This window comes from Phyllobacterium sophorae, assembly GCF_003010965.1.
GTDB lineage: Bacteria > Pseudomonadota > Alphaproteobacteria > Rhizobiales > Rhizobiaceae > Phyllobacterium > Phyllobacterium sophorae.
Genome location: NZ_PGGM01000004.1, coordinates 154,890 through 181,152, shown reverse-complemented (window position 1 = coordinate 181,152; position 26,263 = coordinate 154,890). Strand labels below are relative to the sequence as shown.

The following is a 26,263-nucleotide window of genomic DNA, read 5'->3' as shown; positions in this document are numbered from 1 at the left end:
AGGATGAGACCGGGAGGAGACTGACATGACCAAGACGATACGCCTGACCATGGCGCAGGCACTGACGCGCTTCCTAGCCAACCAGATGACGGTGATCGACGGTAAAAAGATGCCGGTCTTCGCCGGTGTCTGGGCCATTTTCGGCCATGGCAACGTTGCCGGTATCGGTGAGGCGCTTTATCAGGTCCGCGAAGAACTGCCGACCTACCGTGCCCATAATGAGCAGGCCATGGCCCATGCCGCCATCGCTTTTGCCAAGGCAAGCTTCCGCCGCCGCATGATGGCGGTAACAAGCTCCGTCGGTCCGGGCGCGACCAATATGGTGACCGCCGCTGCACTGGCGCATGTCAACCGGCTGCCGCTGCTGCTTTTGCCCGGCGACGTCTTTGCGAACCGCCTGCCGGATCCGGTCCTGCAGCAGGTGGAATCGTTCGGCGATGGCACCGTTTCCGCCAATGACTGTTTCCGCCCGGTGTCCCGCTATTTCGATCGCATCACCCGGCCGGAACAGATCATCCCGGCGCTGACGCGGACGATGACGGTGCTGACCGATCCTGCGGAGTGCGGGCCGGTGACGCTGGCGTTGTGCCAGGATGTGCAGGCGGAAGCCTATGACTACCCGGAAAGCTTTTTCGAGGAACGGCTTTGGGCGCCGAGGCGCCCCCGGCCGGATATCGGCGAGCTTGCCGCGGCAATCGGAGCGCTGCGTTCGGCCGAAAAGCCGCTGGTGATCGCCGGCGGCGGTGTCATCTATTCCGAAGCCTCCCGGGAACTCGCCGATTTCGTCGAGGCGACGGGCATTCCGGTCTGCGAGACCCAGGGTGGAAAATCGTCGCTGCCCGACAGACACCCGCTCAACATGGCGGCCGTCGGCGTGACCGGCACCTCAGCGGCCAACCGGCTGGCGCAGGAGGCCGATGTCATACTCGCGGTCGGAACACGGCTCCAGGACTTCACCACCGGCTCCTGGGCATTGTTCCAGAATACCGAGAAGACCTTCATCGGCCTCAACATCCAGCCGTTCGATGCAGCCAAGCATCGCGCGTTGCCGCTGGTCGCTGACGCGCGGGAGGGCTTGGTCGAACTTGCCGCCGGGCTCAAGGACTATCGCGCCCCGAAAGGCTGGACCGAGAAAGCCGGGAATGGCAAGGCGGAATGGCAGCGTGCTGCCGCCAAGGTTACCGGGCCCACGAATGTGGCACTGCCTTCCGATGCCCAAGTCATCGGCGCCGTGCAGCGGGCGATGGGCAGTGAAGCGACCGTGCTGCATGCGGCTGGTGGTCTGCCGGGCGAAATGCACAAGCTCTGGCAGGCGGGCGCGCCCGGCTCCTATCATGCCGAATATGGGTTCTCCTGCATGGGCTATGAGATCGCTGGCGGGCTCGGTGCGAAGATGGCAAAGCCCGAGACGGAAGTTGTCGTCATGATCGGCGATGGCTCCTATCTGATGCTGAATTCGGAAATCGCCACATCGGTAATGCTCGGGCACAAGATCAATATCGTGCTGCTCGACAATCGCGGCTATGGCTGTATCAACCGGCTGCAGATGGGCACCGGCGGCGCGAACTTCAACAACCTCCTGAAGGACTCGAAACACGAAGTTCTACCGGATATCGATTTTGCCGCACATGCAAGGAGCCTGGGGGCAATTGCCGAAAAAGTGGCATCGATCGCCGACATTGAAAACGCCCTGGAGCGTGCCAAACGGAATGACCGCACGACGGTGATCGTCATCGATACCGACCCCCTGATCTCCACCGAAGAGGGTGGATTCTGGTGGGATGTCGCCGTGCCGGAGGTGAGCCAGCGGCCGCAGGTCAATGAAGCGCGCAAGGCCTATGACGAAGCGCTCAAGCTGAGGTCGGCCAGGAACTAGGTGCTGCGCGCCCATCCGAAAACATACGAATATCACATAGACTGGAGAATGACGTGAAGGCAAAATTGGGTATGTCCCCGATCGCATGGTGGAACGATGATCTCGCTGAGCTCAGCGACGACGTCTCGCTGGAGGAGTGCCTGCGCCAGTCGCGTTCCGCGGGCTTCACCGGGATGGAAATGGGCCGGCGATTTCCCAATGATCCGGACGTGATGCTGCCGATCCTTCGAGAGGCGGACGTTACGCTGTGCGGCGGCTGGTTCTCCGGTACGCTGGTTGAAGAGGATCTGGCGAAGAACAAGGACCGCATCCAGCCGATGATCGACCTTTTCAAGGCCGTGAATGCGCCCTGCATCGTCTACGGCGAGGTCGGCCGCTCTATCCAGGGCGATCGGTCCAAACCCCTCATGACCAAGCCGAAGCTTACGGACGAGGAGATGAGGGCCTATGCCCGCAAGGTCACGGAGTTCGGTGAATGGTGCGCACAGCAGGGCATGCCGCTCTCCTACCACCATCACATGGCAGCGGTCGTCGAAACCGAACCGGAGCTCGACGCCTTCATGAAATATTCCGGCGAGGGTATTCCGCTCCTGCTGGATGCCGGCCATCTGGCCTTCGCCGGCGGCGACGTACTGCGTGCAATCGACAATCATCACCGGCGGATCAACCATGTGCATGTCAAGGACGTCCGCTTGCCAGTGATCCACGGTTTGGACCGCTCGAAGCAGTCTTTCCTTGACGCCGTTGCCCTCGGCGCCTTCACCGTGCCGGGTGACGGTTCGCTGGATTTCGGTGCGATCGTCCAAAAGTTTGCCGATTACGGTTACGAAGGCTGGTTCGTTGTCGAGGCCGAGCAGGATCCGAAGAAAAATCCGCCGCTCAAGATGGCGCAAGTCGGATATAAGGAACTTATACGGGTCATGACTGCCGCCGGCTATACGGTCGAGACTCAGGGTTTCCCCAAGGTTTGAAAGTGGGTCCGACATGAACAAAGACAGCAATCACCCCTGGTTTCGGCCGCTCTGGCGACGCGTTGCGGTGGTGGCCGTGTGTTTTGCATGGGCCATCGTCGAGTTTGCAACCGGGACGCCTTTCTGGGGCGTGATCGCTCTCGGCTTTGCCGGGTACGGCATCTGGCAATTCTTCATTGCCTATGACGCTTCGGAGCCTGCCCAACCGGCGGAAACGGAAATCGAAAAGGAGTGAAACCATGTCGAAACTGTTGCTGAAAGCCAAGCGGGGGGCCGGGCATGTGGCGCATGTCACTCCGGAAAGCGCCGGATGGACCTATGTCGGTTTCGACCTGCATCGTGCGGTGGCGGGACAGACGGTCTCGGGCCGAAGCGAAACCAAGGAAGTCTGCCTGGTTTTTGTCACAGGCAAGGGCGTTGCAACGGTCAATGGCCGCGATCTCGGACTGCTCGGCGAACGCATGTCGCCGTTCGAGGGAAAGCCCTGGTCGGTCTATGTGCCCGAAGGCTGTGACTGGTCGGTGACGGCGGATACGCCGCTGGAGCTTGCCGTGTGCTCGGCACCGGGCCTTGGCGGCGGCCTGCCGGTGCGCGTGATTTCGCCCGGCGATCTCGGCCAGGAGACGCGCGGCAAGGGCACCAACACCCGCTACGTCACCAATATCCTTCCTGAGAACGAGCCAGCGGATTCGCTGCTAGTCGTTGAGGTCATCACGCCGGGCGGTCATACATCGAGCTATCCGCCACACAAGCACGACCAGGACAACCTGCCGGCGGAATCCTACCTCGAAGAAACCTACTATCACCGTTTCAACCCGCCGCAGGGCTTTGGCTTCCAGCGCGTCTATACGGATGACCGGACGCTGGACGAAGCCATGGCGATCGAGGATGGCGATGTGGTCATGGTGCCCAAGGGCTACCACCCCTGCGCTGCCTGCCACGGCTACGATCTCTATTATCTGAATGTCATGGCCGGGCCGAAGCGCACTTGGAAATTCCACAACGCAGTGGAACATGAGTGGCTGATGGGTCGGTGAGTGAAACTGCGGCTGCGGAGCAGGCGTGCGTGGTTCGATGTTCGCAAGCGCATGGGGCTTGTCATCATCGTCGAGCACTTCCCCTTCCGTCATCCTCGGGTCAATGACGGAGAAGGGGTGCTTTACGATGAGACGTGAACTGTAGCCTCGGTTGCTTGTTTAAGAGCAAGCGCTACCACCGCAGGATAAACCGCCCGGTGATTGCGCCGATGAGGCCGGCAACGAGCACGCCGAGCGTGTACCACACCGCAATGAACGGCATGGCGCTTTCAAAGCAGTGGAACGAATAGACAAGCGCGGCGATTGCACCGGCGGCAAGGCCCGCCGCCGCGCCCGCGACGGTCAGGCGCGTCGGCGCGAGACCGCGCAGCACCCAGAAGGCGCCGATCAGCAGCGGCAATGACAATATGACTATATTGAAGGTGCAGACGGCAATCGTCCGGCCCTTGAGCATGGCCATATATTCGTCGGGCGGTGTCATCGCCAGCTGGGCAAAGGCAAGGATGATCATCACCACAATTGCGCCGGCCATCAGGCCGAGATTGACGCGGATCGAACCGAGCGGATGCGCGATGCGCTTGACCGCCCAGGCACCGGCGACGGCGAGGATCAGCGTATAGCTAAACTTGGTCCAGAACATCATCGTTGTACTGGCTTCAGCCAGGTCTGGCCGCATTCCGAGCCACAGCAACATCAGGATCGCGGATGCGGCGAGGCTGATGCCGAGCCCTGTCGCGACCCGCATGATGACAGCAGTTCTTGGCACGGGCTTCAATTCGCCAGTCAGACGCGTAATCAGGTCATTTGTCATCATTGGCTGCATGTCCCTTTAACCTCGCGGTTATTGCCCTTATTCCCCTGTGTATGCTGACCTTTACGGACGTCTCCGATAGGCCCGTACTTTGCGCGACCTCGGCGATGGACTGGCCCTCGATCCTGGTGCGATAGATCAGATCGCGGGTTTTTTCGGGCGCCGATTGCAGGAGCCGCTGCACATCCATGCGATCCGCCGCCGCATCGGACTGGTCCGGCGCGAACAGGTCTTCCACATCGTCGAGCGGAACCGTCGCCCGGATGCGGTTGCGCCTGAAATGGTCGATCAGCTTGTAGCGCGCAATCGCATGCAGCCAGGCGGTGAAAGGCCTGTCGACCTCATAGGTTGCGCGCCTGGTGTGCAATGCCATCAGCGTCTCCTGCACGAGGTCGTCGGCGTCGCCCTTGTGCGCATCGGCCAGCCGGCGCAGGAAATAGAAGCGCAAGTGTTTGGCAACATCGCTCAAGAGAACGCCATAGCTCCGCGCATCACCCGCCAGGCTTGCGAGCATCAGTTCCTTCAATCGCGTTTCGATCGAATGCACGCCGATTGATTCCTTATTCGTGCGGAGCGGCGAAAGGTTACAGATGAGATGGAAGTCAGTGGCAGGTCAATGCTTCAAGCAGGAATCCACTAAAGAATGATCACCAATGCGTGATGGCTGTAACCGGATCGCGGGGCTTCGCGAATTGCCTCATGTGAGCTGATCAGACGCATCTGAAACTTGTGGGCACGTTTCATCGTGTCTTGTTCAACCAAGGAGACAACCCATGAACATTTTTGCACGCGGTATCGCCCTGCCGGCCTTCGTTCTCGCTACCGGTCTTGCCGGTGCCGGCCTGGCCTTTGCCGAAGATGCCATGAAGGCCGATCCAATGAAGCAGGCCGACTGCGTGAAGAAGGCCGAAATGGAAAAGGACGCCATGAAGAAGGATTCCATGATGAAGGAATGCGACACGATGGCGATGAAAAAGGATACAATGCAGCCAATGAAGAAGGACGCCATGGCGCCTGACGCGATGGCTCCCAAGAAGAAGTAAAAAACTGAAAGAGTGGTTGTGCGTGGTTCGACAAGCTCACCATGAGGATACCGGGTTCTTGTCGAGATTGCCAAGCTGTGGACGTTGCAGTCTGCTGTGGAGCGTATCAGCTTCCCTCATGGTGAGCTTGTCGAACCACGCACAACCCGCGGCCCATGGAGGCTCAAAATGACAAGTGTCACGACCGGCACAAGCGATACGGAAATGTCGAAACCCAAAAAGGTGTTGTTTTACCGCCATTCTGCCGCGGTGCGCATCACCCATTGGCTGAACGTTCTGTGCCTGAGCTTCCTCCTGATGAGCGGCCTGCAAATCTTCAATGCGCATCCCCACCTCTACTGGGGACAGTATGGGGCCGATGCTCTTCCTGATCCCTCCTTCATATCCATCGGCGCGTTCAGGGATGGCGATACCATCAAGGGCGTGACGCGGATTGGCGCTCTGGCGATAGATACAACCGGCGTCCTCGGCGCATCGAAAGAAGACGGGGAACTCAGCCCGCGCGCCTTTCCTTCATGGATCACCATCCCAAGCTATCAAGATCTTGCTACTGGCCGCCGCTGGCACTTCTTCTTTGCCTGGTTCTTTGTCATCAATGGACTTGTCTATCTGCTCTACGGGTCGATCGCCGGCCATTTCCGCCGCGATCTCGTTCCGACCAGAGACCAGTTGACGCCCACGCATCTGGCGCATGAGATTTCCGAACATGCGCGGCTGCGCTTTCCCAAGGGCGAAGAGGCAAGGCACTACAATTCCTTGCAAAAGCTTGCCTATGTGGGCGTCATTTTCATCCTCCTGCCGTTGATGGTGCTGACCGGGCTCACCATGTCGCCCGGCTTCAATTCAATATTTCCGTGGTTGTTGGATGTCTTCGGCGGGCGGCAATCGGCACGCACGATCCACTTTATCGCTGCGTCGCTGCTCGTCGCCTTTGTCATCGTCCACATCGCGATGGTGCTGGTTTCCGGCGTCTGGAACAATCTGCGCTCGATGATCACCGGCTATTACGTGCTGAAGATCGGACAGGAAAAGGAGATGCCGAAATGAAATTCGATCTCACACGCCGCCGATTTCTGATCGGCTCCGGTGTCGCGGCGACCGGGCTGCTGACCGGCTGCGATGCCCTGGTGGAAAATGCCAGCGTCAACGATGTCCTGCAGAAAGCGGAATCCCTGAGCATGGGCGCTCAGCGCCTGCTCATGTCGCACCAGCCGCTGGCACGCGAATATACCGAGGCGGATCTGTCGCCGGTTTTCAAGGCGAATGGCACGACGCAGCCGGATAGCGAAGACTATGCACGGCTGATGGAGAGCAATTTTGCCGATTGGAAGCTGGTGGTGAATGGCATGGTGCAAACGCCGCTGGAGCTGTCGCTGGCCGATCTGAAGGCCATGCCGTCACGCACCCAGATCACCCGGCATGATTGCGTCGAAGGCTGGAGCGCCATCGGCAAGTGGAAAGGTGTGCCTCTCGGTCTCGTGCTGCAGAAGGCCGGCATCGCGCCCGGCGCCCGGTATGCGGTTTTCCATTGCGCCGACGATTATGAGCCGTCGCTCGACGGCAGCGGCCGTTATTATGAGAGCATCGATCTTGTCGATGCATGGCATCCGCAAACGATCCTTTCCTACAATATGAACGGCAAGGATCTCGAAGTTAGCCATGGGGCGCCGCTGCGCCTGCGGGTCGAACGCCAGCTCGGCTACAAGCATGCCAAATATGTCATGCGCATCGAACTGGTGGACAGCTTCAAGAACCTTGCTGGCGGCAAGGGCGGCTTCTGGGAAGACCGCGGCTATGAATGGTATGCGGGGATATAACGCGAAAATCCCTGCGGCATACCGAAATGTACCATCACTGTGGCAGCCCCGCTTTTTCCAGACCACTGGCCCATCGCGCGGCATCTTCCGGCCGCCGGATCGGGAAGCAATCGTTGAGACCCGACAGGCGGAGGTCGGGGTAAAGCTGGCGCAAACGCGCCATGGCCTCCGCAGCCTCAGGAGCTTGTCCGGCTAGCGCGTGGCTTGCCGCAGCGACACAGGTTGCGATGAAGTGGACCGGCTGTTCGCGAATGGCCGCATGAGCCCATGAGGATGCATCCTCGTATCGGCCAGCAAAGAAGTATGCCGCGGCCATTGCCGCATGTGCATTGGACATCTGGGGGTCCTGTGGGTTCAGGCGCATGGCCCGCGCGAGATGATCCATCGCCACCTCCGGTTCGCCAAGCCAAATCCTGGCCCAACCGCTGAACAGCCAAGCCGAGGCCCAATTGGGATTGAGCACAAGAGCGCGCTCCAACAAGTCAACACCGTAGTCATGTGCGCCCAGAACATATGTGAAGGCGATTCCGGCCGTGCAGAGCGCCACCGCATCATCCTTGCCCAAGGCTGCGGCGTGCCGGGCGAGTCGCTCGGTTTCGGCGGTCTCCTCCACGCGATCGACCATCCAGCCGCTTGCCTTCCGCTGGGAATAACAGCGTGCCGCCATGCCGTAAGCGGCAGCATATTCAGGATCGAGTTCGATCGCGCGGTAAAATAGCCGGAGAGCCTCGTTGTTCGCTTCCCGGTTCCAGCGATGCAACGCCGCCGAGCCGCGCAGGAAATAATCGTAGGCATCGAGGTTCTCGGTAGGCTTGCGCTTGGCCCGCTCGATCTCGGCCTGTTCGAGCTTCGATCCGATGGCGCCGACCACATTCGCGGTTATCTGGTCCTGAAGCTCGAAAATGTCTTCCAGCCCTCCCTCGAAGCGATCCGCCCAAATATGTATGCCCGTGGCCGCTTCAACGAGTTCGGCCGAAATGCGCACCCGGTTCGCCGCCCTGCGCACGCTGCCTTCCAGCACGTAGCGCACGCCCAATTCGCGCCCGACTTGCTTCACGTCGACGGGGCGCCCCTTGTAGGTAAAGCTCGAATTGCGCGCGATGACAAACAACCAGCGAATGCGCGACAGCCCGATGGTTATCTCTTCCACGATGCCGTCGCCGAAATAATCCTCTGCCGCATCGCTCATGTTTCCAAATGGCAGTACGGCGATCGACGGCCGGTCCGGAAGTGCGGGTCGCGGCGCCCGCAAAGGCATGATCTGCTCAAGGTGCGCCCGGTAGGTCCGAAGGGGGCGCGCGATATTCTTGAGGTGGTGCATCCCCATATCGGCAAAATTGACATCGACCTTGCCGTCGATCTGCCGGTACACGTCTTCGGAGATGCAGATTCCACCGGCCTCGGAAATCTCCTCAAGCCGGGCTGCGACGTTGACACCGTCACCCAGGATGTCATCGCCTTCGATCAGGACGTCGCCGAGATTGATACCGATCCGGAACAGCATCCGCTGGTCGGCGGGTGCCGCCGCATTTCGCTCTGACATCAGCCTCTGGATGGCTGCGCCACACGCAACGGCAGCAACGACGGACGGAAACTCCAGCAATACGCCATCGCCGATGGTCTTTACGATCCGCCCGCCCTGTTTCGTAATGATCGGCGAAATGGCCTCGCGGTGGCCCCGCAGGGCGCGCGCCGTTCCGGCTTCATCGGCTGCCATCAGCCGGCTATAGCCCACGACGTCGGCAGCCAGAATAGCCGCCAGCCTGCGCTCTACCTGGGGTTGACCCACGGACCCTCTTCCTCCGCTGTAGCTCCAAGGACAATACTATACACGAGCGTCCTTTGGAACGCTCGGAAAAGCTCCTATTGTATGAGGGCCCCGGCATATCCTGCCAGTGAACGGTTGTACCGTGGCAGGTGACGGGCAAGCGCAGTTAACGCCAGGGCAACGGCTTCCCGTTCCCTGCCGGTGTCGACGAGCGACAAGGCGAGGAACGCCGTGACCGCATCATCAAGCTCGTCGGAGCCTGCCTGCTGTTCGGCGGTGAGAAGCGCTATGCTTTCGTCCGCCTGGCCAAGATTGCGCAGGGTACTGGCCAGCTGGATGGTGGCGCGGCGCCGCAGTTGACCCGCAAGACCGGCGGCAAGCGCCTGCCGGTAAAGCGGAGCAGCTTGCTGTTCGCGCCCCACGGAGTCATTTGCCGAGGCACGCTCGAATAGCGCGACGGCATCGCCGGGCGGGAGCCCGGCCGTAAGGCTCTCGATCTTCCCGACAAAATCATCGGGTTCGTGCTGGTCAAATTCAGCCCACAGAGCGTCCAGACGCTGCTGCCAATCCTTATCCGTCATCGACGCATATCCTTCCAACGAAGGCCGCAGGGTGACCGCGCCGGTGAAACTTTGTCAATATTTGCCGGCGATCCTTAAAATTGTCTGTCCCTTTCCCCATATGCGCGAGACGAGGTTATGTGCCTTACGTAGAGGAGACTGACTGCATGCCATTTGTTCTTTCCCACCTTGGCCGGATTGCGGCGATATTCGTCATCGGATTGGCGGTGTCGTTCAGCGCTGTGTATGAGGCTGACGCCCGGCGGGCAGGTGGCGGTGGTTTCGGCAGCCGCGGGACCCGTACATTCCAGGCGCCAGCGCCAACGCGCACCGCACCTGCTCCGGCTGCGCCGATCGAACGCTCGATGACACCGCGGCCACAGAACCAGCCAACGGCGGCGCAGCCGCAGGCTGGACAGCAGCGTCCCGGTTTGTTTGGTGGCATGGGACGTTCGCTGATCGGCGGCCTGCTTTTGGGCGGCCTGATCGGTGCTTTCCTCGGTTACGGTTTCGGCGGCGCTGCCGGCATGCTCGGCATGCTGCTGCAGATCGCGCTGGTCATCGGCGCAATCATGCTCGCCATGCGGTTCTTCCGGTCGCGTCAGCCTTCCACGGCAACAGCGGGTGCAAGCCCGTCCTTTGGCCGCAGTTCCTATGGCGAACAGCCTTCAGCGTCTCAGTCGTTCCGCGTTCCGACGATTGGCTCCGGTGCTGGCCAGAGTGCTTCGGGCCAGGACACTGCAGGCCGTACTGTGGACCAGAGCACTGCCGGACGGAGCACAGCAGGATCCGGCCAGGGCTATGCGGCAAAGGGACTGACGGCGGCATCGGACGAAATCGGCCTGAAACAGGACGATCTCGACAGGTTCGAGCAGCTCCTGACTGAAGTTCAGACCGCCTATGGCAAGGAAGATTACGCCGCGCTGCGCAGCCTGACCACACCCGAGGCCATGTCCTATCTGGCGGAAGAACTCGGTCAGAATGCCACGGACGGGCTGCGGAACAGCGTGTCCAATGTGAAGCTGCTCCAGAGCGACATTGCCGAGGCCTGGGCCGAAGGCGATGCGGAATATGCCACCGCAGCCATGCGCTATTCGAGCGTCGATGCGATGCTGGACCGTAACACCGGCCGGGTCGTCAACGGCGATGACGGCGAACCTTCGCAGACCACGGAAGTCTGGACTTTCGTGCGCAAGCCCAATTCCGATTGGAAGCTGGCGGCCATTCAGGACGCGGCTTAACAACCCTTATTGCGCTTCGCCGAGGCGGAGCGGCCGTCAAACAAGAACCTGTAGTACGGCCGATGGAACGCATCGGCCGTACTACATTTGTCATTGGATGTCAGCCGCATTGTCCCGGTTGCCATGCAGGATCTCACGCTTTCCCACATGATTGGCCGGTCCGACGAGGCCTTCTTTTTCCATGCGCTCAACGAGCGAGGCGGCGCGATTGTAGCCGATCTGCAGTCGGCGCTGGATATAGGAGGTTGAGCATTTCTTGTCGCGGAGGATGATCTTGACTGCCTGATCGTAAAGCTCGTTGCCATCCTCGGCAGCCATACCGCTCTTGTCGAAGACCGCGCTGTCGTCGGCCTCGGGCTCGTCCTCTTCGCTTTCGTCGGCGGTGACCGTGTCGAGATAGTCCGGCTGGCCCTGAGCCTTCAGGTGCGCCACGACCTTCTCGACTTCCTCGTCGGAAACAAAGGGGCCATGAACACGGGAAATACGCCCGCCGCCGATCATGTGCAGCATGTCGCCTTGGCCGAGCAGCTGCTCGGCGCCCTGTTCTCCGAGAATGGTACGGCTGTCGATCTTGGACGTTACCTGGAACGAGATACGTGTCGGGAAGTTGGCCTTGATGGTCCCGGTGATGACATCGACCGATGGACGCTGCGTTGCCATGATCAGATGGATCCCGGCAGCGCGGGCCATCTGGGCGAGCCGCTGGATCGCGCCTTCAATATCCTTGCCCGCGACCATCATAAGGTCGGCCATTTCGTCAACGATAATGACGATGTAGGGCATCGGCGCAAGGTCCATCGCCTCCTGCTCGTATTGCGGCTCGCCGGTTCCCTTGTCGAATCCGGTCTGTACCGTGCACATGACCGTTTCACCCTTTTCCAGAGCGCCGGTGACGCGGGCGTTAAAGCCATCGATGTTGCGTACACCGAGCTTGGACATTTTCCGGTAGCGGTCTTCCATCTCTCGCACCGCCCATTTGAGGGCCATGACAGCCTTTTTCGGATCGGTGACGACCGGTGTCAGGAGATGCGGGATGCCGTCATAGATCGACAATTCGAGCATCTTCGGATCGACCATGATCAGGCGGCACTCGTCGGGAGTGAGCCGGTAAAGCAAGGAGAGAATCATGGTGTTGATCGCGACCGACTTGCCGGAGCCGGTGGTGCCGGCAACAAGCAAATGCGGCATCTTGGCGAGTTCCGCGATGACCGGTTCGCCGCCGATGGTCTTGCCGAGGCAAAGCGCCAGCTTGAACTTGGTCTTGTCGAAATTGTCCGATGCAACCATTTCGCGCAGATAGACGGTTTCGCGTGTCGCATTCGGCAACTCGATGCCGATGACGTTCCGGCCGGGTACCACCGCAACGCGTGCTGACAGTGCAGACATGGAGCGGGCGATATCGTCGGCCAGGCCGATGACGCGCGAGGATTTGACGCCCGGCGCCGGCTCGAATTCATAGAGCGTGACGACAGGTCCGGGGCGTACATGGATGATTTCGCCGCGAATACCGAAATCTTCCAGCACGCTTTCCAGAAGGCCGGCGTTTTGTTCCAGCGTTTCCTGCGAAATGGTGACGGTATCCTGCGTGACTGCCTCCTGCAGCAGCGTCACCGGAGGCTTTTCGTAACCTCCGTGCTGCGACCATGCGTCCACGGGGCTGGCGATGGCGAATTGTCTTGGCGGCAAAGGCGGCTGGACCGGAGCAATGTCGCGGCGCCGTGCGAGTGCAGGCACTGGCGCGGCGGGAACCTGGTCGGCAGCGGCAACCGGGGCCGTTTCGATGGTACCGGTCACCTGCAATTCCGGCCCGGACGCTTCTGCTTCAACAGGGGGCTCAGCAATTGGCTCCGGATCGGACGGCTGCACTGCAAGTTGCCGTTTCGGCGCGTCCTCCACAGGCCGATGCGGTTTGCACTCAACGATACGGAAGCGTGCGGTGATTTCATCCGGGCTGAACCGGGGCTTCGGCTTTGAACGGGCGACGGCGGCAGCCGGTGCGGCGTCCACGGAGATATCCATCGATTCAAAGAAGGCGAAATCCGAGACATACGCGAACGGCGAATTGTCCGGCGACGGGGTTTTTGGATCGGGCATGACGGGGCCGGTGCGAACCGCGTGCGGTGTTTTTGGCGGCACTGCGGGCGATACAGGTGATTTTGGCAGCTCCGTCGGCGCGCGCCGAACGGGCAGCGGGGCGGGGACCACCAGCTCTTGGGGCGCCGCTGCGGTCTTGATTGGTGCTTCAAGTGCCGGCGCTTCCTTGCCCTTCAGAAGCTCGCTGTCGGGCGTGCGCGTGAAGCGCACGTTTTCGGACAGCGAGAACATGCGTTTCGAGATGGGCAGCGAAGATGGGTCAACGTTTAACGACGCTGATTGCTGAGGGCGGGTGGCCATGGGCGAAGCCGGCCTGTTCATGACCGGCGCCGTGGCCGGACGTTTAACGACAACCGGCTCATATTGCGGGCTGGTGTAAGCCGCCGGTGCGGACCGGCCGAGCAAGGATGGGGCCTGCGCCGCGGCTGCGGGAATCACCGGCCGTGTTTCGGCACGGACCGGCTGCTCCCCGAAGTCGTCTTCAAACCCGTATTCATCTGTTTTAATTGGAAAATTTGTTCTGGGGATACGCATGATGCCTGCAAACGGAATGGTGTGAAAGTTACCCGATGGGCTCCCCATTTGAATAGGAAACCAAGGTTAACAACTTCCTACTTTTGCCGCTCCCGGCCATCGATTTCAGCGCCGTGGCAGGATGGCCACAGGACCGCGGTATCGCATGGCGGAATTCGTGCGGGATATTCGCCATTTCATGCTAGGCATTTGCTCAGGATGATTTATTGCGAGCGGTAATTCATATCCATTTTTGAAAAGGCACTGTGGCATGGCGATCAAATTCGCGTTGAAAGACAATGAGCCGAAATCCGCTTCGGCAAATGCGGGCAAGCTCAAGACCGAGGCAAAGGCCGATCCGGCACCCGGTGCCGATGATTCGATTGCCGATCCTTCCGGCAGCGATCTTTTTGATGGCAAGCCAGCCGAGCCAAAGCGCAAACGCAAGAAGTGATTGCGCACTAGCCGCTGTCACCAGCTCCAATATTGCGCAGGCGGGTCAGCTCGGCCTCGAGCGTTTTGATACGTTCATCGCGCTCAGCGACGATCGCCTCGACCTCGGCTGCTTCGAATCGCAGCGGGATATGTTGCGGGCAATTCATGTCCCAGGCCGCGACCTCGAACAGGATCACCTGCTCCGGCCGCGCGCGGTAATTTTCCGGCATCAGCTTCGCCATGAGGCCGGCGTCACCCTCGACCACGCGCGCTTTGCCCCAAAGTTTTACCCGCTGGCGTGTGCGGTAATCGATGAGGAAGAGATAGGCTTTCGCATTGTCGGCGAGATTGCCTTGCGTGATGTATTGGCGGTTGCCGGCGAAATCCGCGAAGGCGATGGTCCGCTCATCGAGGACATGCAGGAAACCCGCAGGCCCGCCGCGATGCTGGATATAGGGCTGGCCTTCGCTGTTGGCGGTGGCAAGGAACACGCTGATCTGGCTTTGAATGAATTGCGCAAGGTCCGGCGTAATGCCCGTGCGCCACGCGCCGCGCTGCTCCATGCCGGCATAGCCGTCGCGCGAGCCCTTGCGGGTCTGGATCGATTTGACCGTCGGCGTGAAGGCGACATCGCTGGAAAAGACGGGTGCGGATGACATGGCCGGATCCTTGGGATTCGTGATTGGCCCATGAGAATAGCTTCTTCCATCAAATCGCTGTAGAAGGGATTATCGGAAGTATTCCTCCCGAAAAATGGAAGATGCCATGGATCGCCTCGATGCAATGACCGTTCTCATCGCAGCCGTCGAAACCGGCAGCCTTTCGGCCGCATCGCGGCGCCTCGCCATGCCGCTCGCCACCGTGAGCCGGAAAGTTGCCGATCTCGAGGCGCATCTGAACACGCGTTTGCTCATCCGTTCGAGCCGCCACCTGTTGCTGACGGATGCCGGACGCGCCTATGTCGAAGCCAGCAGGGCCATACTTGAACAGGTGGACGAAGCCGAGCGTGCCGCCACGGGCGAATACACAACGCCGAAGGGTGATCTCACAGTCACCGCGCCGGTCGTGTTCGGGCGCCTGCATGTGCTGCCGGTCGTGGTAGAGTTTCTCAAAGCCTTTCCCGAGATCAATATCAGGCTGAGCCTTAGCGATCGTCTGGTCAATCTGGTGGAGGATCATGTCGACCTTGCGATCCGCATCGGCAATTTGCCGGACAGCAACATGGTTGCAACCAAAGTGGGTTCGATCCGGCGTGCAACCTATGCGAGCCCGGCCTATCTGGCACGGCGCGGCATACCACAGCGGCCGGAAGACCTTGCCGGCCATGACTGCATCACATTCGAGGGGTTCACGTCACCAAGCGTCTGGACGTTCATGCGCGGCAGGAAAGAGGTCGCCGTGCCGGTTCATTCCCGGCTCAGCGTGACCACAGCGGAAGCGGCGGTCGATGCGGCAGTGGCGCAACTTGGGGTGACGCGGCTGCTCTCATATCAGGCCGCGCGCGCCATCGCCGCAGGCGAACTGCAGATGGTGCTGGAGCCATTCGAGCCGCCGCCGTGGCCGGTCAGCGCCATCTACATTGCACAGGGGCTGGTCCCGCTGAAGCTGCGGGCCTTTCTGGATTTCGCCGTGCCGAGATTGAGGGCCGGTGACCGCATAGCGGGTTTGGATCAGCTTTTCTGAAAGGCGAGATGAGCGCCGAGCCCAACAAGCATCGCGCCACCGGCACGCTGCATGAGGCGCTGCGCGTGGCTTGAGCGCCGCAGCCTGGTAATCACCGCGCCCGCGAGTATCACGCATACGATATCGGCGGACGAGAACATCAGATTGACGATGGTTCCCAGAATGACGAACTGGACCCAGACCGGAAACGCAGCGGATGCGTCGATGAATTGCGGCAGGAAAGCCATGAAGAAAATCGCGGTCTTCGGATTGAGAACCTCGACGCTGATGCTTTCGAAAAAGGCGCGCCGGCCGGATTTCATTTCGATGCCGGGCAGGGCAACTTCGCCTTGCGCCTTGGCGCGGAACAGCGAGATGCCGAGCCAGATCAGATAAGCCGCACCGGCAAACTTAACCGCCATGTAGAGCATGGGCACGGCGTGAAAAAGCACCGATAGCCCGGCGGCGGCGGCAATGACATGCACGTAACAACCAAGATGAATACCGAGCGATGCCATGAGGCCCGCGCCGCGGCCGCGCGCTATCGTCTGTGCTGCAGCATAGAGCATGGCCGGACCGGGGATATAGGCGAAGATCGCCGTGGTGGCGAGAAACGCAATGAACAGCTCGGTCGACGGCATGCTTTGGCTCCTGTCGCAATTCCAGATCGTCGGGTCCGACTAGACAATGCCTTGGCCGCAGATTCAAGGAGAAGTGACAGGCCACGCACTACCATCGATAGTTGTTGAACAGCTTATCCTGCAGTTTCCTCGTAAAGCTGCCGTTGACGTTACGCTTGGTAGAATATTCTTCCACATCCGATCCGTCGAACTCCTGTACGGTCGTCATATCGGACCTGATCTCCGCCGACACGGCGAAACCGTCAGCGCCGGGAGTAAGCGTCCGGTTCGGAAGGCGCTTGCCGTTGACTTCAAGCGCATAGGATACTTTTTGCCCGCGAACATTGGGTGGCAGCTGGAAGGCAAAGGTGACATCAGAGCCAGGATTTGCAATGTATTTCTGGTAGTAGTCGCGCGAACCGACAAAGATTGACGCTGCAATGACCGCCTCGTCGCTGGTCGCGTTCGAGACGGTGAACGCAAGCTGGCCTTCGGTCAGACCGTTCTTCCCCGGCCGCTTTGATCCGCTGAGAAATCCGCCTTTGTCGCTGACGCGATGAACCATCGCCGGCGCGTAATAGCTTTCCGCTGGGTCGGTCACGGCTGGCGGGTCGATCGGCGCCCCCGTAAGCGGTCCCTTGTACGGCGTGAGTGTCATGATGGCTGCAATGATGCCAACGCCAACGCCAAATGACTGTTTGCGGTCCTTTGGCTGAAAGACAAAGCAAAGCGCCGCTGCGAGGATGACCAGAAGCGACAAGGTCCAAAGGGGCTGGACGGTCAGTTCAAGATGGCGCGCCGACACCTTGGTGATCTTTTCGACCGCGGATGCTTCTTCCTTCTGGACCAGATCAGCAACCGCGGCGATAAAACCGCCAATCGCGGCACAAATGTAGATCGTTCCTGTATTGATGGTGCTGTTCAGCGTAAAACGCTGGCTGATTGGCCCGGGTGTATCTTGAGTAGACATGTCTTACTCCCCCCAAAACAATTCCTTTTCCCAAACGGATATTATAGCACCCGCGCTGTTTAGATTAAATGGATTAGGGGGCGGGGAACCTACTTACTTCGGGTCAGGAATAGCGGGGAAAAATTGTCTCCGGGCGGTCTTCAAATGGGCATAACCGAACAAACGGGTGGCGTCCCGCGATGCGGAGATCCCGAAATATTGGCAAACCCGTTCTCTGCCTTGATCTGGAATGAAATCCCGGAATTGGAAGAGGCAATGGTAGCGAAGGAGGGATTCGAACCCCCGACACAAGGATTATGATTCCTCTGCTCTAACCTACTGAGCTACTTCGCCCCACATTTCATCGCGACCCGTCAATGGTTTGCCTGCAAAGGAGACCGGAGGTGCGCGCTGTCATTCACTTCAAGCGGGTGACAGGGACGTGGGCGGATATATGTGGGGAGCAACAGCCTGTCAAGCGATCTTCTGGAGCAATCGCAGATGAATGACCAAACGGCCATATCGCGCGGCGGTCCTGTTGTGCTACCAACCACGCATCATGATTTTGCCAGCCTGCTGCGCAATTGCTCACATCCAACACTTGTCATCGTTTCCGGCTCCAGATATTGGATGCCGTCATGAACAAGGCTGAAAAGATGGCTCCACGGATTGCAGTGCTGGGTTGTGGTTATTGGGGCAGCAACCATATCCGTACATTAAAGAGCCTCGGTGCTCTTTATGCCGTCTCCGATCAGAACAGCGATCGCGCTGCGGGCTTTGCCGCCGAGCAGGGCGTTTTACACATCGAAGCCGACGATCTTTTCACTCACCCGGACGTAGACGCCATTGTCATGGCATTGCCGCCGCAATTTCACGCGGAAGCTGCAATCAGGGCCGTGACCAATGGCAAGGACGTGCTGGTTGAAAAGCCGATCGCCCTGACGGTGCCCGATGCGGAACGCGCCGTAAAGGCTGCGCACGACAATGGCCGCATCTTCATGGTCGGGCATGTGCTGCGCTTTCACCCCGCCTTCGAGAAATTGCTGGACCTCGTCAAGGCCGGCGACCTCGGGAAAGTGCGCTACATCCACTCGCACCGCCTTGGCCTCGGCAAATTCCATACGGAGAACGATGCGCTCTGGGATCTTGCCCCGCACGACCTTTCCATGATCCTTGCGATAACCGGCACGGAGCCGCTGGAAGTGCGCGGCGAGGGCGCTGCCGTGCTCGATCACCTCAGTGATTTCGCCCATCTGCATTTGAGCTTCCCCAACAATGTGCGCGGCCATCTCTTCGCCTCGCGGCTCAACCCCTACCGCGAGCGCCGCCTGGCCGTCGTCGGAACCAAGGCCATGGCCGTGTTTGACGATATGGAGCAATGGGACAAGAAACTCGCGGTCTACAAGCATTCGATTTGGCAGGACAACGGCCAGTGGGCTTCGACCACCGAAGAGCCGACCTATATCAAGGTCGCGCAGGGCATGCCGCTGACGCGGGAATGCCAGAATTTCATCGAAAGTATCCAGACGCGCGTTCAGCCAAAGACGGATGGCGAAGAGGCAATCCGGGTCTTGCGGATTTTGACGGCGGGAACTGTCGCGCACAATAAGAGCTGATAGCAACAAGTGCTTGTCGAGGGGCGAACCACGCATTGTGAATATGCAATCGCATTGCCCTGCGTTTCAAGCGTTGTTACAAGGCCCACGCCTTGTTAAAGGATGAGGCAAACTTTGAATGGCGCCCTCTGGCAGACCTCGAGCTGCCATTTTAAAGAGTTGGCTTGACCGTTGTCCGCGGCAGATTCGCGGCGACATTTGATATTGGAGCAATGATGCAGTTCATCGATCTCGGCGCACAGCGTGAACGGATTAGCGGCAAACTCGATGCGGCGATCGCTAAAGTCGTGCGCGAAGGCAAATATATTCTCGGACCGGAAGTGGCCGAGTTCGAAAAACGCCTGGCCGACTATGTCGGCGTCGAGCATGTGATTGCCTGCGCCAATGGCACCGATGCACTGCTGATGCCTTTGATGGCAAAGGGAATCGGTCCGGGCGATGCGGTGTTCTGCCCGAGCTTCACCTTTGCGGCGACAGCGGAAGTGGTGGCGCTTGCCGGCGCGGAACCGGTTTTCATCGATGTCGACGCCGACACCTACAATATCAATGTGGAGCAGCTCGAGGCAGCGATTGCCGCTGTACGCGCCGAGGGCCGGCTGCAGCCGAAGGCGATTATTCCGGTCGATCTGTTCGGACTTGCGGCCAATTACACGTCGCTTTCCGCCATTGCGTCGCGGGAAGGCCTGTTCGTGATCGAGGATGCGGCGCAGTCGATCGGCGGCAAGCGCGACAATGCCATGTGCGGCGCCTTCGGGGACGTGGCGGCGACGAGCTTTTATCCGGCCAAGCCGCTCGGCTGCTACGGCGATGGCGGCGCGATGTTCACCAATGATGGCGCGCTGGCGGAGGTGCTGCGTTCGGTGCTGTTTCACGGCAAGGGCGAGACGCAGTATGACAATGTGCGCATCGGGCTGAATTCTCGCCTCGACACAATCCAGGCAGCAATCCTGATCGAAAAGCTCGCCATTCTCGAAGATGAGATGGAAGCGCGGCAGGCTGTGGCGAAGCGCTATGCCAACGGGCTGAAGGATGTGGTCAAGGTGGCGCATATGCCGGAAGGCTCGCGTTCGGCCTGGGCGCAGTATGCGATCGAAACGAAGAACCGTGACGCGCTGAAGGCGCACCTGCAGGCCAACGGCATTCCGTCGGTGATCTATTATGTAAAGCCGCTGCATCTGCAGGTGGCCTACGAGCACTATATGCGCGCGCCGGGCGGTCTGCCGGTTTCGGAGACCCTGCCGAAGAACATTCTCTGCCTGCCAATGCATCCTTATCTTGGCACGGCCGACCAGGATCGCATCATCGGCACGATCCGCGATTTTCTTGGCGAGTAAGCGGACGCTGGTGCGGGCTTTCTCTCCCGCAAGGGAGAGAAAAGGCGCTAGGCCGCCGCGTGCCCCTGCTGCGCCAGGCGCTTGAGCATGGCCTCCGCCTGCGGTGCGCGTTCAGAACGGCCAATGAAGCCGCCGCCGAAGACGCGGGCGGTATTGCTGTCATCCGAATAGAGAACGCAGGCCTGGCCCGGTGCGATACCGCTTTCGCCATCGACCAGTTCGACCCATGTTTCACCGTTGTGGTTGTGCAAGACGGCCGGGCGCGGCGGGCGCGTGGAACGGACCTTCGCATAAACCTCGACCCCGCCTTCCGGAATATCCGCCAACGGGCCATCGCCGAGCCAGTTGACGTTGCGCAAGAATACTTTGCGGGTTTCGAGCGCTTCGCGCGGGCCGACGACCACCCGTGCATTGGCTGCGTCGAGATGGATGACATAGAGGGGATCGCCAGTGGCGACACCGATGCCGCGGCGCTGGCCGATCGTGTAATGGACGATGCCTTCATGACGGCCGAGCACGCGCCCATCGATGTGAACGATATCGCCGGGGTTGGCCGCTTCCGGCTTGAGCTTGGAAATGATGTCCGAATACTTGCCCTGCGGCACGAAGCAGATGTCCTGGCTGTCCTGCTTGTTGGCGACGGTCAGACCAAGCTCCTCGGCAATGGCGCGGGTTTCCGGCTTGGTCAGTCCGCCGAGCGGGAAGCGCAGATAGTCGATCTGCTCCTGCGTCGTGGCAAAGAGAAAATAGCTCTGGTCCTTGTCGGTATCGACCGGGCGGAAGAGGGCGCGATGCGCACCATTGGCATGGCTGCGGATATAGTGGCCGGTTGCCAGTGCATCAGCGCCTAGATCGCGCGCAGTCTGCAGAAGATCCGCAAACTTGACGGTCTGGTTGCAGGAAACGCAAGGGATCGGCGTCTCGCCGCTGACATAGCTCGCAGCGAACGGATCGATCACGGCTTCGCGGAAACGGGCCTCATAGTCGAGCACATAATGCGGAATGCCAAGACGCTCTGAAACACGGCGCGCATCTTCGATATCCTGACCGGCGCAGCAGGAGCCGGCGCGGTGGGTCGATGCGCCATGATCATAGAGCTGCAAGGTGACGCCGACCACATCATAGCCCTGGCGTTTCAAGATGCCCGCCACGACGGAAGAATCCACGCCGCCAGACATGGCAACGACGATACGGGTGTCTTCCGGCTTTCCCGGCAGATCGAGATTATTCAGTGTCATAAGCGGATCCGGTTCTTTGCAGCGGCATAAAGGCGCAGCGCACTTGTCGGCTCTATATAGGTTATTGACCTTCGCTTGCCAACAGGAAGTCGCAACCGGGGCGCTTTTCTTGATCCGTGGGAAAGGCAGACTTTCGCTATCAAAACGCGGATAGTCCGGACGATGCGCCAAAGCTCAATGAAAATACTGCCGGTCCGTTAACTGAGGTTACCAGAGAGTGACCAGGCGTTTAGGCAATTGTTAAAGCCCTCACTGTAATGTCGGCTGCGATAGGTCTTGAAGTTTAGTGTAGAGAGTACAATGACCGATCTTGTTCGACCGAGAGTAAAATACGTAATCGGCCCGGATGGCAGCCCGCTGACCATCGCCGATCTTCCACCCGCGAACACGCGGCGTTGGGTTATTCGCCGCAAGGCTGAGGTGGTTGCCGCTGTGCGCGGTGGTCTTCTTAGTCTTGAGGAGGCTTGCCAACGCTATACTTTAACGGTGGAAGAGTTCCTGTCCTGGCAGTCCTCGATCTCCGATCACGGGCTGGCTGGTCTTAGAACGACCCGGATACAGCAATATCGTCATTAGATGATGGTGCAATGAGTGAGGAAAAGGCTGGTCGCGAGACCGGCCTTTTTCGTTTGCAGATCTATGCGGCAGTTTTTTCTTCCCGCGCAATGAAATGTGTTGCTACCGCCGACAATATTGCCGAGGCGGTGAAAAACCACAGGCCCGGCTGGGCGATCGCAGTTGCGAGCCCGCTGGTCTTGGCCCCGAAAATGACGAGGGCGACGAGCAGTACATCCAGCATCGACCATTTCGACAGGATAGCGATCCAGCGATGCAGAATATGTGTGGCGGCGGTCACTTGCGCTGCCGCCAGCTGCGCGACTGCCAGCTTGGCGATCGGCAGGATCACGGAAAACAGCGTCACGATAACGGCCAAAAGCCAGTCGCCGTCCCTCCAGAGGGTCGTGACAATAGCGAGGAGCGAAGGGTTCTCGTCGAAGAAATACAGCTTGCTGACATTCATCAGCGGCATGGTCAACCCGAGCGCAAGGGAGAAAGTGGCGATGAAGAGAAAGATGGGAATAAGAAATCTTGCCGGCATGCTGATCCCGAACCAAAGCTGATCGAGGATATGCATGGAGGAAACAATTGGTGCACGTCAAGGACGAACGATGGTAAGGACCGCCTTATCACATTCGCTTGTACCCGATTGACGCTTCCCATGGATGAAATCCATACTAGGGTTCTTGGGTGTGTCGATATTCACGCCATGGCGGCTGCAAATGGCGCTTTTCTGCGATCCGGGGCTCATGTATGGGAATGTACACTGCGCCCGATCGTCAAAAACCGCCATTTCCGCCTTGCCTGACATGAAACTCGACGCGTCCTTGAGCGCCGCCCCATTGCCGCCAGTTATTGAGAATATCTGAATTCTTGATGAATTGATCGACACAGAACATTGGATTGAAGCCCTTTATGCGTACCAAATTCGCCTTGCTGTTTGTTTTGCTGGCCTTTGTTTCCTCCGCCCAGGCGCTGGAGACCGGTTCGCCGCCAGTGCTGGCGCCGGTAGAGGACCAGGCGAAGGCTGCGCATCTGAGCGCGCAGATTCTGTCACATTACCACTATAAGAAGGTGCCTTTGGACGACGCCTTGTCTGCCAAGATCATCAGTCGTTACATAGAATCACTCGACCCGGAGCGCTTTTTTTTCCTGCAGTCCGATATCGATCAGTTCATGGCCAGCAGGGACAAGATCGATGATGCCATTTACAGCGACGATCTGAGTATCCCGTTTACCATCTTTAATGTGTATGAGCAGCGCGTCGTAGAGCGCCTGAGTTTCGCTCGCGAATTGCTCAATAACGGCTTCGATTTCAGTCAGAACGAAGACTATGTGGTCATGCGCGAAAAGGAGCCCTGGCCGAAATCCGAAGCGGAGAGCCAGGAATTATGGCGCAAGCGCGTGAAGAACGACTGGCTGCGCCTGAAATTGGCTGGCACGGCCGACGCAAAAATACGCGAGACCCTTGGCAAGCGGTATGGAAACTTGCAAGCACGGGCCTACAAATACCAGAGCAATGATGTCTTCCAGACGTTCATGACTGCCTACACGACCTCGATCGAGCCTCATACGGACTATCTTGGCGTAGCAGCGGCTTCGGATTTCGACATTTCGATGAAGCTTTCACTGGTGGGTATCGGTGCCGTGCTCCAGGAGCGTGACGAATACACGACGATACGGGAGCTGGTGCCGGGTGGTCCGGCACAGCTATCGGGCCAGCTCGCGGTCGGCGACAGGATCGTTGGCGTGGCGCAAGGCAAAGACGGCACATTGGTGGACGTCGTCGGGACGCGCGTGAACGAAGTTGTAAAATTGATACGGGGCGAGAAAGATACGGTGGTCCGGCTGGATATATTGCCCACGGACGCCGGGCTCGACGGCAAACATCGCCTGGTCACGCTGGTGCGAGACAAGATAAATCTGGAGAAACAGGCCGCTAATAAAAGCGTCAAGATCGTAAAGGACGGCGATATCGCGCGCAAAATCGGCGTGATTTCGCTACCCACATTCTACGAAGACTTCGATGCGCGGCGGCGTGGTGACAAGAACTATCGAAGCGCGAGCCGCGATGTCGCCAAGCTGTTGGATGAACTGGAGCAAGATAAGGTCGATGGCGTGGTTATCGATCTGCGCGACAATGGCGGTGGTTCGTTGCCGCAGGCCATCGAACTGACCGGCTTGTTCGTGGGCAAGGGCCCAGTTCTGCAGCAGCGCAACGGCGACGGCGAGATCAAAGTAAATGGAAACACCCGTGGCAAGGCGCGCTGGACGGGTCCGCTTGCCGTTCTCATCAATCGCGGATCGGCCTCTGCTTCCGAGATTTTTGCCGCAGCCATACAGGATTACGGCCGGGGCGTCATTATTGGCGAACCGAGTTTTGGCAAAGGCACGGTTCAAACAGTGGTCGATCTGGATGAGGAGGCGCGCAATGCGAAGCCGGCGTTCGGTGAGTTGAAGATGACGGTAGCTCAGTTTTTCCGCATCAATGGCGGTACCACGCAGCTTCGCGGTGTGACGCCGGATATCAGCCTGCCTGGATTCGCGGACGAGGAAAAGCTGGGAGAGTCGAGCTATGACAATGCCTTGCCGTGGCTGCAAATCAAGCCAGCGGATTATTCGCCTCTCGGTGATATCAAGCAGGCGCTGCCAGAACTTCAAAGGCGCCACGATGCCCGATCCAAAAATGACAAGGATTTTAGCGATCTGGTGGAAGACGTGAACGAATTGAACGAGTTGCGCCGGAAGCGCGTAATCTCACTCAATGAGACCGAGAGGCGTGTTGAACGAGACCGTCAGGTAAACCGTTTGAAGGCGCGCGAGGCAGCTGAGGGCAAGGGTTCCGTGTCACCGGCCGATCTTGTATTCCAGGAAGATGGAATGCAGGCCAACGAGCGCAGCTTGAGCGCCGATATCGCGAGCGAGAAGGCACTGAAGGATGCTAAAGACGTCCTCCTGGACGAGACCGTGCATATTCTCAATGACGCATCAGAACTCCTGAAAATCCAGTCGGCAAAGAACAATTGAAACAACACGTCAGGCAGCGCGCCAAAGTTGAGCGCTGTGCCGCAATATGAAAGATAGTGCAACGATGGCAGGTCAGATCAAGATCGACAAGCAGGAGACGGAAAAGGGCGGGCGGTACGTCACGGTCGTGTCAGGCCAGGAAGCCGAAATGACATTCTCGCGGGCGAGCCCGCATCTGATCATCGTCGATCATACCGCCGTGCCGGATGCGCTGCGCGGTCAGGGTGTTGGCCAGGCTCTCGCGCTGCATGCGGTGGAAGATGCACGGGCTGGGGGATGGAAGATCATCCCGCTCTGTCCGTTCATGCGCGCGCAATCGCTTCGGCATGCGGAATGGGCGGATGTTATTCAGCAACGATGAGGGCTTTTGATAATTTCGATCTGACGGCGATCTGACGAGGATTCTGTGTTTTCCCGTGCTCGGAGAGAAACAAATCCGTTGCGTTCCGGTCCTCGCAATCTACACCAGCTGATTCTTCAGGCTCAAAAGCGCTCGGGCTAACCGATCATCGCGCGCCTGTCGGCAACGGGCATTTCTTCATCGCGCGGCTTGCCGTCCCGCTGTTCGAGCGCTTCAGCCTTGGCAAGTTCCGCTTCCGATTCGGCAAGCGCCGCTTCGGCGTCATCTTTCTGCGTTTTCAGATCGCGGATCGAATCAAACAGATTGTCGCGGCGCTGGCGGGCAGCCTTGGCGAATGTCGGATAAGCGAAATGCGAAATGTCGGTGATGCCGGCCTTTTTTTCCTCGGACAGGATCTGCGCGTCCAATTCAGCAGCCATACGTTCGAACTCACCCATCATCAGATCGAGCTGACCGAGCTGGCGGCGCTTTTCCTTGACCTGAAAGAGCTTCAGCCGAACCAAACCTTCATGCGACTTCATACTCACTACCCCCTAAACGCTCATCCTGAGGCCGGTATTGTGATGTCACCAAAAGCATTGGCGAGGGTCACCCGGCTGGCGTTTTACCCGAATCACTTCGGGAAAATGAAACAAAAACTTAAAGGCTGCCCCGTCTGGTAACCTTTCCTTTACGTTCAGCATTAATCATACGCCTTAAGACTTAAAGCTCGGTAAACCGAAACCTGAAGTT

At 59.2% G+C, this 26,263-nt stretch carries 27 protein-coding genes and 1 tRNA gene; 16 read left to right on the top strand and 12 right to left on the bottom strand.

All coding sequences use genetic code 11. The features are described from left to right. The first annotated feature begins 25 nt into the window (after positions 1-25). From iolD to CU103_RS31385, 5 genes are read left to right on the top strand one after another with little or no spacing between them, the layout of a single operon-like run. Positions 26-1,876, top strand: coding sequence for a 3D-(3,5/4)-trihydroxycyclohexane-1,2-dione acylhydrolase (decyclizing) (iolD, locus tag CU103_RS11725; RefSeq protein ID WP_106664107.1), 1,851 nt, complete (start codon positions 26-28; stop codon positions 1,874-1,876). Positions 1,877-1,929: 53 nt separating this feature from the next. Beyond that, positions 1,930-2,847: a myo-inosose-2 dehydratase gene (gene iolE / locus CU103_RS11720; RefSeq protein ID WP_106664106.1), complete on the top strand. Its 918-nt coding sequence runs from the start codon at positions 1,930-1,932 to the stop codon at positions 2,845-2,847. A gap of 13 nt (positions 2,848-2,860) precedes the next feature. Continuing rightward, a complete protein-coding gene (locus tag CU103_RS11715) occupies positions 2,861-3,082 on the top strand; it encodes a hypothetical protein (protein ID WP_106664105.1) in 222 nt (73 codons plus the stop codon). Positions 3,083-3,086: 4 nt separating this feature from the next. Continuing rightward, on the top strand, positions 3,087-3,884 hold the full coding sequence (gene iolB / locus CU103_RS11710; protein ID WP_106664104.1) for a 5-deoxy-glucuronate isomerase: 798 nt from the start codon (positions 3,087-3,089) through the stop codon (positions 3,882-3,884). Beyond that, a complete protein-coding gene (locus CU103_RS31385) occupies positions 3,885-4,022 on the top strand; it encodes a hypothetical protein (RefSeq protein ID WP_162707072.1) in 138 nt (45 codons plus the stop codon). A gap of 34 nt (positions 4,023-4,056) precedes the next feature. Here CU103_RS31385 and CU103_RS11705 read toward each other — a convergent pair whose 3' ends face one another. Further along, on the bottom strand, positions 4,057-4,698 hold the full coding sequence (locus CU103_RS11705; RefSeq protein ID WP_162707071.1) for an NrsF family protein: 642 nt from the start codon (positions 4,696-4,698) through the stop codon (positions 4,057-4,059). Beyond that, positions 4,685-5,242 (bottom strand): sigma-70 family RNA polymerase sigma factor, encoded by a 558-nt coding sequence (locus tag CU103_RS11700; protein ID WP_106664102.1) that lies wholly within the window; start codon positions 5,240-5,242, stop codon positions 4,685-4,687. Before CU103_RS11700 ends, CU103_RS11705 begins: the two co-directional genes overlap by 14 nt. Before the next feature lie 226 nt (positions 5,243-5,468). Between CU103_RS11700 and CU103_RS11695 the strand changes: the two genes are divergently transcribed. The 3 genes from CU103_RS11695 (at position 5,469) to CU103_RS11685 (ending at position 7,555) form a co-directional block, all read left to right on the top strand. Next, positions 5,469-5,738 carry a pentapeptide MXKDX repeat protein gene (locus CU103_RS11695; protein ID WP_106664101.1) on the top strand — a complete coding sequence of 90 codons (270 nt, stop codon included), beginning with the start codon at positions 5,469-5,471 and terminating at the stop codon, positions 5,736-5,738. A gap of 168 nt (positions 5,739-5,906) precedes the next feature. Continuing rightward, on the top strand, positions 5,907-6,785 hold the full coding sequence (locus CU103_RS11690) for a cytochrome b/b6 domain-containing protein (RefSeq protein ID WP_106664100.1): 879 nt from the start codon (positions 5,907-5,909) through the stop codon (positions 6,783-6,785). Beyond that, the gene (locus CU103_RS11685; protein ID WP_106664099.1) at positions 6,782-7,555 is read left to right on the top strand and encodes a molybdopterin-binding protein; all 774 of its coding nucleotides are present in this window, start codon (positions 6,782-6,784) and stop codon (positions 7,553-7,555) included. The genes CU103_RS11690 and CU103_RS11685 overlap by 4 nt, the downstream gene beginning before the upstream one ends. A gap of 34 nt (positions 7,556-7,589) precedes the next feature. On the opposite strand, the gene CU103_RS11680 is transcribed toward CU103_RS11685, so the two are convergent. After that, positions 7,590-9,344 (bottom strand): adenylate/guanylate cyclase domain-containing protein, encoded by a 1,755-nt coding sequence (locus CU103_RS11680; protein ID WP_245448736.1) that lies wholly within the window; start codon positions 9,342-9,344, stop codon positions 7,590-7,592. Between the two features lie 74 nt (positions 9,345-9,418). Further along, a complete protein-coding gene (locus tag CU103_RS11675) occupies positions 9,419-9,904 on the bottom strand; it encodes a tetratricopeptide repeat protein (RefSeq protein ID WP_106664098.1) in 486 nt (161 codons plus the stop codon). Positions 9,905-10,050: 146 nt separating this feature from the next. On the opposite strand from CU103_RS11675, the gene CU103_RS11670 reads away from it, so the two are divergent. Further along, a complete protein-coding gene (locus tag CU103_RS11670; protein WP_106664097.1) occupies positions 10,051-11,124 on the top strand; it encodes a Tim44 domain-containing protein in 1,074 nt (357 codons plus the stop codon). Positions 11,125-11,214: 90 nt separating this feature from the next. Here the strand turns inward: CU103_RS11670 and CU103_RS11665 are convergent, their stop codons facing one another. After that, positions 11,215-13,752, bottom strand: coding sequence for a DNA translocase FtsK (locus CU103_RS11665; protein WP_210203749.1), 2,538 nt, complete (start codon positions 13,750-13,752; stop codon positions 11,215-11,217). Positions 13,753-14,002: 250 nt separating this feature from the next. Here CU103_RS11665 and CU103_RS11660 point away from each other — a divergent pair, with 250 nt between their 5' ends. Continuing rightward, positions 14,003-14,185: a hypothetical protein gene (locus tag CU103_RS11660; protein WP_106664095.1), complete on the top strand. Its 183-nt coding sequence runs from the start codon at positions 14,003-14,005 to the stop codon at positions 14,183-14,185. A 7-nt stretch (positions 14,186-14,192) separates the two neighbouring features. Here CU103_RS11660 and CU103_RS11655 read toward each other — a convergent pair whose 3' ends face one another. Then, positions 14,193-14,825 carry a pyridoxamine 5'-phosphate oxidase family protein gene (locus CU103_RS11655; RefSeq protein WP_106664094.1) on the bottom strand — a complete coding sequence of 211 codons (633 nt, stop codon included), beginning with the start codon at positions 14,823-14,825 and terminating at the stop codon, positions 14,193-14,195. A gap of 106 nt (positions 14,826-14,931) precedes the next feature. Between CU103_RS11655 and CU103_RS11650 the strand changes: the two genes are divergently transcribed. Continuing rightward, positions 14,932-15,849 (top strand): LysR family transcriptional regulator, encoded by a 918-nt coding sequence (locus CU103_RS11650; RefSeq protein ID WP_106664274.1) that lies wholly within the window; start codon positions 14,932-14,934, stop codon positions 15,847-15,849. Here CU103_RS11650 and CU103_RS11645 read toward each other — a convergent pair. From CU103_RS11645 to CU103_RS11635, 3 genes are all read right to left on the bottom strand, one after another. Next, positions 15,837-16,469, bottom strand: a complete 633-nt coding sequence (locus tag CU103_RS11645; RefSeq protein WP_106664093.1) for a LysE family translocator — start codon at positions 16,467-16,469, stop codon at positions 15,837-15,839. The genes CU103_RS11650 and CU103_RS11645 overlap by 13 nt on opposite strands. Positions 16,470-16,557: 88 nt before the next feature. Then, on the bottom strand, positions 16,558-17,418 hold the full coding sequence (locus CU103_RS11640) for a hypothetical protein (protein WP_106664092.1): 861 nt from the start codon (positions 17,416-17,418) through the stop codon (positions 16,558-16,560). A 256-nt stretch (positions 17,419-17,674) separates the two neighbouring features. Next, positions 17,675-17,751 (bottom strand) — tRNA-Met (locus tag CU103_RS11635). A 302-nt stretch (positions 17,752-18,053) separates the two neighbouring features. On the opposite strand from CU103_RS11635, the gene CU103_RS11630 reads away from it, so the two are divergent. After that, positions 18,054-19,013: a Gfo/Idh/MocA family protein gene (locus CU103_RS11630; protein WP_106664273.1), complete on the top strand. Its 960-nt coding sequence runs from the start codon at positions 18,054-18,056 to the stop codon at positions 19,011-19,013. Between the two features lie 215 nt (positions 19,014-19,228). Beyond that, positions 19,229-20,347, top strand: coding sequence for a DegT/DnrJ/EryC1/StrS family aminotransferase (locus tag CU103_RS11625; protein WP_106664272.1), 1,119 nt, complete (start codon positions 19,229-19,231; stop codon positions 20,345-20,347). Positions 20,348-20,394: 47 nt separating this feature from the next. Here the strand turns inward: CU103_RS11625 and mnmA are convergent, their stop codons facing one another. Next, complete coding sequence (gene mnmA, locus CU103_RS11620) at positions 20,395-21,585, bottom strand: tRNA 2-thiouridine(34) synthase MnmA (protein ID WP_210203748.1); 1,191 nt, start codon at positions 21,583-21,585, stop codon at positions 20,395-20,397. 300 nt (positions 21,586-21,885) lie between these two features. On the opposite strand from mnmA, the gene sciP reads away from it, so the two are divergent. Beyond that, positions 21,886-22,161: a CtrA inhibitor SciP gene (gene sciP / locus CU103_RS11615; protein WP_081816000.1), complete on the top strand. Its 276-nt coding sequence runs from the start codon at positions 21,886-21,888 to the stop codon at positions 22,159-22,161. A gap of 61 nt (positions 22,162-22,222) precedes the next feature. Here sciP and CU103_RS11610 read toward each other — a convergent pair whose 3' ends face one another. Continuing rightward, positions 22,223-22,684, bottom strand: a complete 462-nt coding sequence (locus tag CU103_RS11610; RefSeq protein WP_106664270.1) for a paraquat-inducible protein A — start codon at positions 22,682-22,684, stop codon at positions 22,223-22,225. A gap of 374 nt (positions 22,685-23,058) precedes the next feature. Here CU103_RS11610 and CU103_RS11605 point away from each other — a divergent pair, with 374 nt between their 5' ends. Further along, positions 23,059-25,170: a carboxy terminal-processing peptidase gene (locus tag CU103_RS11605; protein WP_106664091.1), complete on the top strand. Its 2,112-nt coding sequence runs from the start codon at positions 23,059-23,061 to the stop codon at positions 25,168-25,170. 76 nt (positions 25,171-25,246) lie between these two features. After that, a complete protein-coding gene (locus CU103_RS11600) occupies positions 25,247-25,531 on the top strand; it encodes a GNAT family N-acetyltransferase (protein WP_210203756.1) in 285 nt (94 codons plus the stop codon). 137 nt (positions 25,532-25,668) lie between these two features. Here the strand turns inward: CU103_RS11600 and CU103_RS11595 are convergent, their stop codons facing one another. Further along, positions 25,669-26,052 (bottom strand): flagellar export protein FliJ, encoded by a 384-nt coding sequence (locus CU103_RS11595; RefSeq protein ID WP_106664089.1) that lies wholly within the window; start codon positions 26,050-26,052, stop codon positions 25,669-25,671. Positions 26,053-26,263 lie beyond the last annotated feature (211 nt).

Bases quoted from the DNA above. Each gene is read 5' to 3' on its own strand.
- CU103_RS11690 (WP_106664100.1), top strand. From the start codon at position 5,907: ATGACAAGTGTCACGACCGGCACAAGCGATACGGAAATGTCGAAACCC.
- CU103_RS11695 (WP_106664101.1), top strand. From the start codon at position 5,469: ATGAACATTTTTGCACGCGGTATCGCCCTGCCGGCCTTCGTTCTCGCT.
- CU103_RS11610 (WP_106664270.1), bottom strand. From the start codon at position 22,684: ATGCCGGCAAGATTTCTTATTCCCATCTTTCTCTTCATCGCCACTTTC.
- mnmA (WP_210203748.1), bottom strand. From the start codon at position 21,585: ATGACACTGAATAATCTCGATCTGCCGGGAAAGCCGGAAGACACCCGT.
- iolD (WP_106664107.1), top strand. From the start codon at position 26: ATGACCAAGACGATACGCCTGACCATGGCGCAGGCACTGACGCGCTTC.
- CU103_RS11625 (WP_106664272.1), top strand. From the start codon at position 19,229: ATGCAGTTCATCGATCTCGGCGCACAGCGTGAACGGATTAGCGGCAAA.
- CU103_RS11705 (WP_162707071.1), bottom strand. From the start codon at position 4,698: ATGATGACAAATGACCTGATTACGCGTCTGACTGGCGAATTGAAGCCC.
- CU103_RS11640 (WP_106664092.1), bottom strand. From the start codon at position 17,418: ATGTCTACTCAAGATACACCCGGGCCAATCAGCCAGCGTTTTACGCTG.
- CU103_RS11650 (WP_106664274.1), top strand. From the start codon at position 14,932: ATGGATCGCCTCGATGCAATGACCGTTCTCATCGCAGCCGTCGAAACC.
- CU103_RS11630 (WP_106664273.1), top strand. From the start codon at position 18,054: ATGGCTCCACGGATTGCAGTGCTGGGTTGTGGTTATTGGGGCAGCAAC.
- CU103_RS11685 (WP_106664099.1), top strand. From the start codon at position 6,782: ATGAAATTCGATCTCACACGCCGCCGATTTCTGATCGGCTCCGGTGTC.
- CU103_RS11660 (WP_106664095.1), top strand. From the start codon at position 14,003: ATGGCGATCAAATTCGCGTTGAAAGACAATGAGCCGAAATCCGCTTCG.
- CU103_RS11595 (WP_106664089.1), bottom strand. From the start codon at position 26,052: ATGAAGTCGCATGAAGGTTTGGTTCGGCTGAAGCTCTTTCAGGTCAAG.
- CU103_RS11715 (WP_106664105.1), top strand. From the start codon at position 2,861: ATGAACAAAGACAGCAATCACCCCTGGTTTCGGCCGCTCTGGCGACGC.
- sciP (WP_081816000.1), top strand. From the start codon at position 21,886: ATGACCGATCTTGTTCGACCGAGAGTAAAATACGTAATCGGCCCGGAT.
- CU103_RS11665 (WP_210203749.1), bottom strand. From the start codon at position 13,752: ATGCGTATCCCCAGAACAAATTTTCCAATTAAAACAGATGAATACGGG.
- CU103_RS11645 (WP_106664093.1), bottom strand. From the start codon at position 16,469: ATGCCGTCGACCGAGCTGTTCATTGCGTTTCTCGCCACCACGGCGATC.
- CU103_RS11675 (WP_106664098.1), bottom strand. From the start codon at position 9,904: ATGACGGATAAGGATTGGCAGCAGCGTCTGGACGCTCTGTGGGCTGAA.
- CU103_RS11655 (WP_106664094.1), bottom strand. From the start codon at position 14,825: ATGTCATCCGCACCCGTCTTTTCCAGCGATGTCGCCTTCACGCCGACG.
- CU103_RS11670 (WP_106664097.1), top strand. From the start codon at position 10,051: ATGCCATTTGTTCTTTCCCACCTTGGCCGGATTGCGGCGATATTCGTC.
- iolB (WP_106664104.1), top strand. From the start codon at position 3,087: ATGTCGAAACTGTTGCTGAAAGCCAAGCGGGGGGCCGGGCATGTGGCG.
- CU103_RS11605 (WP_106664091.1), top strand. From the start codon at position 23,059: ATGCGTACCAAATTCGCCTTGCTGTTTGTTTTGCTGGCCTTTGTTTCC.